We start from the raw sequence: 12,034 nt of genomic DNA, 5'->3' as shown, positions 1-12,034 counted from the left end.
TTTTATACTTACTAAGTTAAGTCTCTACAGCTAATATTCCCAACTTTGCAAGCTATATGAAAATGTATCTCACAACTTAACAATAAAACTATCCCGCAGATGAAAGTCAGCCTCTGCATCTCGATGAGTTAACGCCCAGTAAGTCACCTCACCATCTCTATGTTTAATAACTGTAGTAATGGCAAGTTCGATTTCTTGCTCTGCCGAGATAATTTTATCCAAATCGACATCTAACGCAAGTGCTAAACCGTCAACTTGATTCTGAATGCTAAACAGTAGCTTTTCAAAAGCTGTTTCCTCTTGCATCCCTTGACGATAGTCCTCAAAGCGATAGATATTCCAGTGTCCAGCAGGGGAGAGGTTAAATTCCCAATACCGTATAGAATCTTTGATGCCAAGGAAGAACTCAAAACAAGTGTCTTCCCACAATTCGTCCTTGCGTGATGGTGCATTTGATAGTGAAGCAATTGCAATTTCTTTTAAGTTACCTCCAAGGTTGTAGCAGATGGTAAGGTGATTAGCATTTCGAGAGATATTGCCTGTAATTTTCAAATTAGGAAACGACTCAGTAGAGGGGAAAGGTTGCAGGGAAAATGTCTGGTGGTTCATTTCATATCTTCGATAATTTTGCGAATCTGCGTTTCTTGAGATTCAATACTTTCGGTAAGCTTAAACTGGACGATCGCTCTTGCCAAGTTATGTTCTGGGTGCTTAACTTTGAAGTAGACATTCCCTGCTAAATAATCAGCAAAGAATCTTAGTCCTAGTTCAAAAGTAATTAGACGAATCGCATGATATATGTATGCATAATCATTCTCGGTCAAAAATGCCTTAGCCACAGCGAGATAACCTTGTAAGATTTCCTGACACAAATCGGTATCGAAATAAATACTTTCCCAATTCTCGGTTTCTTCACCAGCCGGATTGCAACCCGATCGTAGGCAATCGCCAATATCGTAATGTACCAAACCGGGTTTCACAGTGTCCAGGTCGATGACGCTGACGGCTTGCTGGGTAACAATGTCAAACATCACGTTATTAATTTTTGGATCGCCATGCATCAGACGTAGGGGTAGCTTACCTTCAGCTTTGGCATTTTCTAGAATATGTGCAAAGGCTTGGCGATCGCTAACAAACTGTAAGCAATAATTAACTTCCGAAGATTGAGGCGCACTAGTTTTCGGCAAAACTTCCTCGTAATGCTGAAGATAAAACGGTGTAATATGGAACCCTTCAAGGGTGTCAGCAAGTTTTTCTGCTGGCAAATCGCTGATTAGATTGTGGAACATTCCCAAGGCATAACCGATTTCTTTCGCGTGGGAGCGATCGCGCATACTATCAAAAGACTGGGAGCCTTCTATAAAGCTGATTGCCCGCCAAAATGAGCTATCTGCATCCTTCCAGTGGTCTTGAGCGTTTTTGGTCAACAATACGCGTGGCACTTCCCAGCGACGATTAAGGGGTGTATCCTGCAACCTTTTTTGAACGTGTTCAGTTAAGGTACGCATATTCTGCATAATCAGTTGTGGCTGACGAAATACCTGTGTGTTAATGCGTTGCAGGACAAAATGTTGTTCCTTTGAGGAATCTAGAGTTGCTAAAAAGGTGTCATTTATATTACCACTGCCAAATGCTTTAACGTCTGTAACTTTCCCCCATTGGGCAAATTGGTTAGCGATCGCAACTAGATTTTCTGCACCCTGTGTATTAAATTTTTCTATCATGTTCGTGTTTAACCTGCATTACTCCTCACGAAGATTTTAGGCTGATAAGTAGATCCAACAAATAGTCAAATTGCAGGCTTGCTTCAACAGATGCTCACAGTGTTGGACAATTTAAACAAATATTGAATGACAGATATTGATTTTTGTCATCTATTTGATTATCATAGTTTTATCACCACAGTGGAGAGGTTGCTATGTTGTCGCGTCAACTTGGAAAAAACGGTTCAACAATATCGGCACTTGGGCTTGGCTGTATGGGCATGTCTGATGCTTATGGCCCAGCCGATCGCGAGGAAAGTATTGCAACGATTCATGCAGCCCTTGATGCAGGCGTTACCTTACTAGATACAGGCGACTTTTACGGCATGGGGCACAATGAACTGCTGCTACACGAAGCCTTAGCAGGACGGCGGCGGGAAGATGTCTTCATTGCTGTTAAATTCGGTGCGCTGCGGTCTCCTGACGGCAAGTTTATTGGCTTCGATGGTCGTCCTGAAGCCGTGAAGACTTCACTTGCCTATACATTGAAACGACTGGGAACCGATTACATAGACCTTTACCAGCCAGCCCGGCTCGATCCGAGGGTGCCCATTGAAGAGACAGTTGGGGCGATTAGCGAAATGGTGAAAGCTGGATATGTTCGCCAGATTGGTTTATCTGAAGTGGGTGCAGATACAATTCGGCGTGCTCATGCGATTCATCCCATTAGCTGGCTTCAGATCGAATATTCGCTGCTGAGTCGTGGTATTGAAAATGACATCCTCCCGACTGTGCGTGAATTGGGCATTGCTGTCACCGCTTATGGAGTCCTCTCACGGGGGTTGTTGAGCGGTCACTGGTCGAAAGAACGCTCTGAGCAAGCGCAAGACCCTCGCGCACATCTGCCCCGCTTCTCTGGAGAGAATCTGGATCGCAATTTGTTGCTGGTCGAAGCCCTTCGCCTTATTGCCCAAGAACACAGTACCACGGTTGCTCAAGTAGCAATTACTTGGGTGCTGTCGCGGGGGAACGATATTGTGCCGCTGATTGGGGCACGGCGTCGCGATCGCTTGAATGAAGCGTTGGGGGCGCTGGATCTGCACTTGGGCGAGGATGATCTCGCCCGGATTGAGGCAGCAGTGCCACTGGATGCCGTAGCTGGCGATCGCTATGCTCCAGAACAAATGGCGATGCTGGATAGTGAAAAAAGATAAAATATCTTTAGCATGAATGATTCATGCTGGATAGTGAGAAGAGATAAAATATCCTTAGCATGAATGATTCAGCTTTAACACCGGAGCGGATTCTTGACGCGGCGGAAGAGGTTTTGCGTCGTTACGGTCTGGCAAAGGCAACAGTCGTGGATGTGGCTCGCTTTTTAGAAGTGAGCCACGGCACGATTTATCGGCATTTTCCCAGTAAGGCTGCCCTGCGCGATGCAGTAGCAGAACGGTGGCTGCATCGGGTTTCCACACCGCTAGCAGCGATCGCCCAAGAGCAGGGTTCCGCCGTTGAACGGTTGCACCGATGGTTTGAGCAACTCATGACTCTGAAACGTCAAAAAGTCTTGGACGAGCCAGAGTTGTTTGCAACCTATTCAGCGATCGCTCAAGAGGCGCGAGGGGTGGTTCAGGCTCACGTTGATGAACTGTTAAAGCAAGTAGCTGCGATCGTCGAGAGCGGTATTTCCAGTCACGAGTTTAGGGTGGCTAATCCGCAGGTAGCGGCGAAGGCAGTCTTGCAAGCGACGGTTCGGTTTCACCATCCAGCTCACGCATCCGAATGGAGTGATCCAGACATCGATACAGACTTTGCCCAAGTATGGCGCTTGATAATTGCTGGTCTTGTGGTGCGTGAGTTAATCGTTTAGATGCTTGTCAGCATCGGGTGAAAGCAGGCGCACGCGATCGGGGATAGAAACATCCCCGTTAGGGAAAGTGTGTAAAGTCAGCTAGTTATACCATTTCTTTGTGAGGCTGCGCCAAACCCTTTTAACTTCTTTCTTTCTTTGTGTCCTCTGCGTCCAACTCTTGGAGACGCTGCGCGAATGCGGTTCGTTTTTCTTTCTTGTACTTAAATATGGTTTAACGCATCTTCATACAGAATTGGTATTAGCCTCCTCCAACAGGAACAACTAAGTAAAATTGTTTCCATCCCCTTTATGGGAAGTGGTTATGTATTGTCAAGTGTATTACTTATTTTCCCGTCTCCAGTTGCTCCCGTTGCTTACCATACTCCCGCAGCTGCTTCAAGAGGTCTTCTTGGGATGAGTTAGAGATAGACGCACTGGGGGTTGGTTCAAGGTTGGTGTCGGTACTGACAAAATTAGCAGGTGAAGGATTAATTACATAGACGGGTAGGGACTTGTCATTAGACATCGCCTGTTGGGTTGGTGCTGGGGTAGGAATTAGATTCTTTGGTTTGCTCACAGCAGCTTTTACCGTATCTAGAGTCGTAGCAACTTGCACTTGTTGCTGCATCTGTTGTGTAGAAGATACTAAACCACTTAGACCATTCACCAATTGCCGCAAATTTTTTCGGAAACTAGGATCACCTGTCAATTCATCCAAATCAGATGTAATTTTTTGGCTATTTTCAAACGTTACTCGTGCTGAATCTAAAGTTTGTTGCAGCAGCACCACATTCTTTGGATCATTTAAGGTTTTAGAAGCATCGCGTAAATTAGCTGAGGCTTGCGCTGCATTTGCTGAAAGAGTTTCTAAATTGTTGAGTAATTGTCCTTGAGTCAATCGATTCACAGATGGTGATAGGCTACTGACTGTAACACGCAGTTGGTTGCTGGTTTCAGTAATATTGTTCAAAGCGCCAACCAGCGAAGAACGATTTGTTGTCAACAGATTATCCAGGTTGTTCAGCAAACGACTTGCTTGAGTTGCAGTTGTATCAAATTTATTTAGTGTTTGATTCGCGGATGCATTAAGTTGGTTTGTCGCTTGTTGCACTGAATTAGCAGTGGCTGAAAATGTATTTAGTTGTTGTTGCAAACTTTTGGTCAACCCTCGTAAATCCTGACTTAGCTCAGTAAAACTTGTTGCTGCGCCTGTAGTAGTTTCTAGAACCCTATTGACATTTGTATAAAATTTTGGGTTATTGTATGCAGCAGCTAGGTCAGTTGAACTGCGAATTAGGTCATCAACACTGATCCCAACCTGACCTTTTAACCGAGAGCCATTACAGACGATGAGGCTGTTATCACAATTTTTATCTAGGGGTTTAGCAAGCACAACCCCAACAGGTAACGTTGCTTTTGGTGTGATGTCGATAATACTTTCGCTAATTAATCCGCTTTGATTAGCTTCCACCACTACATTCCGGGGGATAATTAGGTCAGCTTGGGCAATTTCAATCTCTACATCAATGGCATTTGCTTTTGGTAGAATCTGCCAAATAGTTCCTACTTTAACGCCTCGATAGCGAACTGTTGCTCCTTTTTGCATTCCGCCAGCGTTAGCAAATTCCACAATAGCTTTGTATGAACGACCAGGAGCAGTAAATCTATGTAACCACAGAAAGAGTAACCCAAATACTCCCAGTCCTAACAGGATTAACAACCCCACAGAGCCTTCTCTAAATGTTCGCCCAGACGCGAAGCCGCTTCTCATAAGTCCTCGCATTTTTTTGCCTCCACCAACAACCAATAAAGAGTTAGGAGTGAGAAGTTATAAGTTGAATTTAACTCATAACTCCTGTACAGACACGATTAATCGCGTCTCTACTCATAACTCCTGTACAGACGCGATTAATCGCGTCTCTACTCCTAACTCCTGTAGAGACGCGATTAATCGCGTCTCTACTCCTAACTCATAACTTTTAAGTTTCTAGCCGACGACTTGAATCGGCCCTTTCACACTTCCACTGATAAATTGTCTGATCAACGGATTTTCTGTATTGTATATTTCACTAACTGTACCCTGCCACTGCACTTTACCTTCATAGAGAAATATAAGTCTATCAGCTGTATGGCGGATAGTGCTGTGTTGGTGGGTAACAACGGCATAGGTACTACAAACTCCATGTAAACATTGCAAATAGCGGATTAAATCTTCGATTACTGTTGAGGCAATGGGATCAAGTCCGGCTGTTGGTTCGTCGTATAGTAGAACTTCTGGATTTTCTAAGGGATTATCGGGGTTAGACATAATCGCACGCGCAAAACTTACCCGTTTTCGCATTCCCCCGGAAAGTTCGGATGGGTAGAGATTGCTTATTTCTGGCAAACCTACCATCTCCAATTTTTCTTTTACCAAATCTCGAATGCGCGATCGCCGTAGCTTTGAATTTTGATAAAGTAAAAATCCCACATTCTCCTCCACCGTCAGCGAATCAAATAGCGCCGCCTGCTGAAACACCATGCCAATGCCAACCTGCTGGCCACCATCCTCAATCAAACCGTCTCGCCGCACTCCTTGCACATAAATTTCTCCTTCATCGGGAATAAGTAACCCCGCCATTACCCGTAAAATTGTTGATTTACCAGTCCCTGATGGACCAATAATCCCCAGTGCTTCTCCCCGGTAAATGGTCAAGTCTACATTATCTAGAACTTTATGGCTACCAAAGGACTTAGAAACACCTTTCAGTTCAATCAATGGTTCAGGTTCAGTCATTAGTTATTAGTCATTGGTCATTGGTGAGCCAGTGGCTTGGGTGGGTTCCCCAATTTGTACCCCTACAAGGAAGCAAGCTACGGGTATCTCCCCTTCTCCCCAAAGGAGGGGCTAGCGCCAAAGAAGCAACTGGCGTGGTTTCCCTGATGAGCAACTGGTGAGTCCAGTCCTGTTCGACTTTGCTGTTGTTCCCTACAGTAGGCAGGTTTTTGCCCACTGTAGGGAACTGGCTGTCTTCTCAACTCTTGGAGAGGCTGCGCCCTAAGCGAACGCAAGAGCGAGTCATTGAGCCTCACCAGCGTCACCCGAACGCAAGAGCGTCTCCGTCAGGAGAAGGGCGTTATGGACGTACCCCTATGGGAATCTTGCTACGCGTAGCGCACGCACCAGAAGGAGCATTACACGGTCATTAGTCAGTACAAAATATCCAAATGACTAATGACAACTAACAAAGGACAAATATGCCCAATTAGTGATGTCATAGTTATTGGTAGAGCATTGTATTGTACATTATAAGTATATGATTAGCATTCTGATTAACAAACTTTATTTTTTTAGCATAATATTTAGTGATTTGCGATGTTTAAGTCCTAGAATCCCCTCAACACAAAGCTGACGAAGACACCGTAGTAATTTAATATCTCAGTAAAGGGAAACTATGACTCCAGTCTTCTGTAGACATCAGCAAAGTCATATATAGCAATCCTAAATCAGATGTGAAAGCTTCCCTTTCTTTTATTGGCGTTCTTCTCTCACGAGACACTACGCGTACTTCTGTAGGACTTACACAATAACTTTCTGAAACCTTATACGTTTGTGTCCTTCCCTGCGGTCAGCCACAACTCTATGAGACGCTTCTCTACGAGAGGCTCCGCCAACGCGAACGTGTCTATGCGTCCTTCTCTATGAGACGCTGCGCGAATGCGGTAGCCTGCGGCAACGCCAAAGGCGTATGCGTCTACGTTTTTTCATGATTTTGCGTAAGTCCTGTTCTGCAAAGAAGCTACGTGTAACGGACGCACAAAAAGGCGGTTCGTTAATTTTCACAACTCACATAGGATTGCTATTTTAGTATAAACATACTAATAATTGCTATAACTCAATACGCTTGTCAAAATTTTTCACTAATATTGTAACAATTACTGATAAAAATCAAAGTAGAGATTATGAGTAGCAACTTAGAGCAGTTTGCAAGTGATAATTCCTCTGGTATTTGTCCGGAAGCGCTGGAATATATGATTAGGGCAAATCAAGGTAGTGTTCCAGCCTATGGAAATGATGAATGGACTCAAAAAGCCACAGATTATTTTCGAGAACTCTTTGAAATTGATTGTGAAGTATTTTTTACTTTTAATGGTACTGCCGCAAATTCTTTATCTTTAGCTGCCCTTTGTCAGTCATATCACAGCGTCATTTGTCATGAAACATCTCACATAGAAACAGATGAATGTGGGGCACCTGAATTTGCATCTAATGGCTCTAAACTGTTACTTGCTCAAGGTAAAAATGGCAAGCTAACATCAGAGGCGATAGAGGCTATTGTTACTAAACGTACTGACATTCATTATCCTAAACCTAAAGTTATTAGCATTACACAATCAACTGAATTAGGAACTTTATATTCTATTGAAGAACTTCTGAAAATTAAAGAAGTGGCGAAAAAGTATAACTTAAAGATTCATATGGATGGCGCTCGTTTTGCAAATGCAGTTGCTGCAATGAATAAAAGTCCTGCTGAAATTACTTGGAAAACTGGAGTCGATGTGTTGTGCTTTTGTGGTACAAAGAATGGAATGGCATTGGGTGAAGCCATTCTTTTCTTCAACAAAGAGCTAGCAGAAGATTTTGATTATCGATGCAAACAAGCAGGTCAGCTAGCCTCAAAAATGCGGTTTATCTCTGCTCCCTGGTTGGGTTTATTGGAAACTGGTGCTTGGCTAAAAAATGCCAGACATGCCAATCAATGTGCTGATTACTTAGAAAATCAACTATTAAATATAGAAGGTGTTGACTTGATGTTTCCTAGAGAAGCCAACGCCGTGTTTGTTAAATTACCTGAACAAGTCATTCACGCCTTAAAAGCAAAGAACTGGCAGTTTTATACATTTATTGGTGTGGGAGGAGTACGTTTTATGTGTTCTTGGAACACAACAAAATCAAGGATTGATGAGTTAATTGGTGATATAAAAAAAGCGATTGATTGAAAAATAATTCAGAAGTTACAATTCAGGGGCAAAGCCGGAAATTTAAAAATGTGGTCTTGAAATTATTCCGCCATCTGCTGAATGTTCGCAAGTATAAGCTAATATAACTACAAGCGATCGCACTTATACACCAAACAACAGTGCTGGAAAGTCTGAGAATAATTAAGAAATTCCTATTGCTGGAGTTATGGAATTTGCCCAAAGGTTACGAATTAACCAATATCAATTTGTTTCTCCTAGTGTCGTGACGATTTCTGGGCAGACATTGGTATTTAAAAATGGCTTTTTGGTGAGAGATCCAGACGGTCACACGATGCGGATTGTGGAGAAGTAATTGATAGGATATAGGAGCAATTTCTCTTGATTATTGACTTAAATCCTAGACGTTGCTGTGGTTGCATTACAGATATAGCAATCCTAAATGAGTCGTGAAAATCTCCGATTCCTCTCTCTGCGCTCTCTGTGCCTCTGCGGTTAATTTATTTTTACAAATGATTTAGGACTGCTATATTACATTCAAGACTTGGTATCTACGCGGCTGCTTATAGTGTGTAAAAAAATGTGATATTCTCCTCTTTTAGTACACATAAACTATCAAAAAGCATAAGGAGAAACTTTGATAGACGTTTATTTGCCTCTCCCATACACACCTAAAGCCATAAATAAAGAGCCTTGCGTTTTATTTAAGCTTGGTAGCACTTCTCTTAGTCTTGAACTTGGTCAAGAATTTGACCTGACTTCGACTGTAAATATTTTTACAAATATTTATTTTACAGTCATGGTTACAGGTTTTTATAAGGAAATTGTTTTAGTACAAGTTAGCAGTGATATTTTTGAGCAAGCTAAAAAAAGTTTTTTTTCGTCACATTCTCAAGAAGATTATAGACGACTTTCTGAACAAGAGTATTACTCCCTTTACCCAGAAGAACTTGAACTCATCCCAGGAAGAGTTATAATCTACTGAGTTTTTCACTTTCAATTATTGCGATCGCACTTGTTTTTAATTTAGGGTGAGTGCGATCGCTATGGTGTTGTAAAGCCTGGTGGGATTAACGGAAAATTGCGCTATTATCAACTCTTAATACCACTCTTAGCACACTAGAGGATTCATAATCGATAATCCAGATATTGATCGCCAGGAAGAATGTTAATTTTATGTGTATAGAATTTGGGCGGGAAATCTGCGGCAATCTTGACACCGCAGAATCGCGGGAGTGGTTAGTTACTAACGGCATTGGTGGTTACGCTTCTGCAACTGTGGCAGGTTTATTGACCCGCCGCTATCACGGACTACTGGTAGCGGCATTAAAACCACCTTTAGGTCGCACTTTGCTGCTGGCAAAACTAGATGAAACTGTCCTGTATGACACTCGCTCTTATTCTCTACACACCAATCGTTGGGCGGATGGGATTGTCAGTCCCCACGGTTATCAACATATTGAACGTTTTTCTCTGGAAGGTACAATACCCGTATGGCGGTTTGCTGTTGCTGATGCCTTATTAGAAAAACGCGTGTGGATGCAACAAGGCGCTAATACAACCTATGTCCAATATACTCTGCGTCGTGCCACCCAACCGCTGAAGTTAACACTCAAAGCAATGGTCAACTACCGTGATTATCACAGCGATACTCAAAGCAACGGTTGGCAGATGTCTGTTGAGCAGGTGGAACAGGGGATTTGTATAACTGGTTATTCGGGCGCTGTACCACTGTATCTACTGAGCGATTTGCCTAAAGGCGATAGCAGCGCTTCAGGTGGTAGTGTATCTGTTGCCCACAATTGGTATTATGGCTTTGACTTAGCAGTTGAACGCTATCGGGGATTGAGAGATAAAGAAGACCATCTCCACGCTGCCACCTTTGAAGTTACACTGAATCCTGGAGAAGCGATGTCTACGACGGGCTGCGCCTACGCATTTGTAGCCAGCACAGAAAAACAACCAGATTTGCATGGCGAAGCTGCACTTAAGTTGCGTCGCGCTCAAGAGCAGAAGCTAACAGGACTTTGGAATAGTAGCCGACCCCTCAACACTAAGGAATCACCTAGCTGGATCAACCATCTAGTATTAGCTGCTGACCAGTTTATTGTTAACCGCCCAGTGCCAGAAGACTCTCACGGTAAAACCATCATCGCTGGTTATCACTGGTTTGGCGACTGGGGACGCGACACAATGATTAGTCTCCCTGGTTTGACAATTTCAACTGGTCGCCCAGAGGTAGCACGCTCAATTCTTCGCACCTTTGCCAGATACGTAGACCAAGGAATGTTGCCGAATCGCTTTCCGGATGCAGGTGAGCAACCAGAATATAATACTGTCGATGCCACTCTTTGGTACTTTGAAGCAGTCCGCGCTTACTACAGTTCTACAGACGATGATAATTTGCTTGGTGAACTCTTTCCAATACTTGCAGACATCATTAATTGGCACTGTCGCGGTACACGCTACAACATCCACCTCGATCCAGCCGATGGCTTACTTTATGCAGGCGTTACAGGTGTACAACTGACCTGGATGGATGCCAAAGTTGACGATTGGGTAGTTACGCCCCGAATTGGCAAACCGATTGAAGTTAATGCCCTGTGGTATAATGCTCTACGGACAATGGCAAAGTTTGCCCGTCAGCTTGGTAAACCACACCAAGAATATGAGGCGATGGCAGACCGTGCTCAGTATAGATTTTCTCGCTTTTGGAATGACGAGACAGGTTATTGCTATGACGTTCTAGACAGTCCTGATGGTGATGATTCGGCGTTGCGTCCTAACCAAATCTTTGCTGTTTCATTGCCAGAAAGTCCGCTAACACCTGCCCAGCAAAGGAGTGTGGTGGAAGCTTGCGGACGAGTGCTACTGACTTCTCATGGACTGCGATCGCTTGCCCCCGATCATCCCCAATATCAGGGTAAATACGGTGGCAATCAGTATCAACGTGATGGAGCTTATCACCAGGGGACAGTTTGGGGTTGGTTGTTGGGGCCGTTCGTCCTAGCACACCTGCGCGTCTACAAAAACCCTGAGCAGGCTCGTCAATTTTTGGAACCAATGGCTAATCATCTGACTGCACACGGTCTTGGCAGTCTCAGCGAGATTTTTGATGGAGATGCCCCGATGACTCCACGAGGATGCATTGCCCAAGCGTGGACAGTGGCAGAGGTTTTGCGTGCTTGGTTGGCGACAACGAGTTGATGCAGGGAATAATTCAGGACTTACAGCTATTTTCAGGAAATAACCCGTACAATAATTCCGCTCAATATCCTGCCAGAGATGTCATGGACGTGATTTGCAATCGATATAAAATACAACTGTTATTTCGGCGAGCGCATTTGTTATTTCGGCGAGCGCATTTGTTATTTCGGCGAACTCATTTGTTATTTCGGCGAACTCATTTGTTATTTCGGCGAACGCATTTGTTATTTCGGCGAACTCATTTGTTATTTCGGCGAACTCATTTGTTATTTCGGCGAACTCATTTGTTATTTCGGCGAACTCATTTGTTATT

At 43.7% G+C, this 12,034-nt stretch carries 10 protein-coding genes and 1 pseudogene; 6 read left to right on the top strand and 5 right to left on the bottom strand.

What is annotated here, in order from left to right; translation table 11 throughout:
• Positions 1–69: 69 nt before the first annotated feature.
• Both V7K46_RS12755 and V7K46_RS12750 read right to left on the bottom strand, forming a co-directional pair.
• Complete coding sequence (locus V7K46_RS12755) at positions 70–609, bottom strand: DOMON-like domain-containing protein (RefSeq protein WP_335113578.1); 540 nt, start codon at positions 607–609, stop codon at positions 70–72.
• Positions 606–1,724, bottom strand: a complete 1,119-nt coding sequence (locus V7K46_RS12750) for a phosphotransferase enzyme family protein (RefSeq protein ID WP_335113576.1) — start codon at positions 1,722–1,724, stop codon at positions 606–608. Before V7K46_RS12750 ends, V7K46_RS12755 begins: the two co-directional genes overlap by 4 nt.
• A 194-nt stretch (positions 1,725–1,918) precedes the next feature.
• On the opposite strand from V7K46_RS12750, the gene V7K46_RS12745 reads away from it, so the two are divergent.
• Both V7K46_RS12745 and V7K46_RS12740 read left to right on the top strand, forming a co-directional pair.
• On the top strand, positions 1,919–2,917 hold the full coding sequence (locus V7K46_RS12745) for an aldo/keto reductase (protein WP_335113574.1): 999 nt from the start codon (positions 1,919–1,921) through the stop codon (positions 2,915–2,917).
• Positions 2,918–2,976: 59 nt separating this feature from the next.
• Positions 2,977–3,573, top strand: a complete 597-nt coding sequence (locus tag V7K46_RS12740; protein ID WP_335113572.1) for a TetR family transcriptional regulator — start codon at positions 2,977–2,979, stop codon at positions 3,571–3,573.
• A 325-nt stretch (positions 3,574–3,898) separates the two neighbouring features.
• On the opposite strand, the gene V7K46_RS12735 is transcribed toward V7K46_RS12740, so the two are convergent.
• The gene (locus V7K46_RS12735) at positions 3,899–5,338 is read right to left on the bottom strand and encodes an MlaD family protein (protein WP_335113570.1); all 1,440 of its coding nucleotides are present in this window, start codon (positions 5,336–5,338) and stop codon (positions 3,899–3,901) included.
• 204 nt (positions 5,339–5,542) lie between these two features.
• Positions 5,543–6,331 (bottom strand): ABC transporter ATP-binding protein, encoded by a 789-nt coding sequence (locus V7K46_RS12730; protein ID WP_335113568.1) that lies wholly within the window; start codon positions 6,329–6,331, stop codon positions 5,543–5,545.
• A gap of 1,166 nt (positions 6,332–7,497) precedes the next feature.
• Between V7K46_RS12730 and V7K46_RS12725 the strand changes: the two genes are divergently transcribed.
• From V7K46_RS12725 to V7K46_RS12710, 4 genes are all read left to right on the top strand, one after another.
• Positions 7,498–8,535, top strand: coding sequence for a threonine aldolase family protein (locus tag V7K46_RS12725; protein ID WP_335113566.1), 1,038 nt, complete (start codon positions 7,498–7,500; stop codon positions 8,533–8,535).
• 187 nt (positions 8,536–8,722) lie between these two features.
• Positions 8,723–8,869 (top strand): hypothetical protein, encoded by a 147-nt coding sequence (locus V7K46_RS12720; protein ID WP_335113564.1) that lies wholly within the window; start codon positions 8,723–8,725, stop codon positions 8,867–8,869.
• Positions 8,870–9,151: 282 nt separating this feature from the next.
• Positions 9,152–9,499 (top strand): hypothetical protein, encoded by a 348-nt coding sequence (locus V7K46_RS12715; RefSeq protein ID WP_335113562.1) that lies wholly within the window; start codon positions 9,152–9,154, stop codon positions 9,497–9,499.
• 191 nt (positions 9,500–9,690) lie between these two features.
• Positions 9,691–11,721: an amylo-alpha-1,6-glucosidase gene (locus tag V7K46_RS12710; RefSeq protein ID WP_335113560.1), complete on the top strand. Its 2,031-nt coding sequence runs from the start codon at positions 9,691–9,693 to the stop codon at positions 11,719–11,721.
• 81 nt (positions 11,722–11,802) lie between these two features.
• Here the strand turns inward: V7K46_RS12710 and V7K46_RS12705 are convergent.
• Positions 11,803–12,034 (bottom strand): annotated as a pseudogene (locus V7K46_RS12705) (hypothetical protein); the annotation flags it as partial.

This window comes from Nostoc sp., assembly GCF_036917395.1.
Classification (GTDB): domain Bacteria; phylum Cyanobacteriota; class Cyanobacteriia; order Cyanobacteriales; family Nostocaceae; genus Nostoc.
This window is presented reverse-complemented; position numbering and strand designations above follow the sequence as displayed.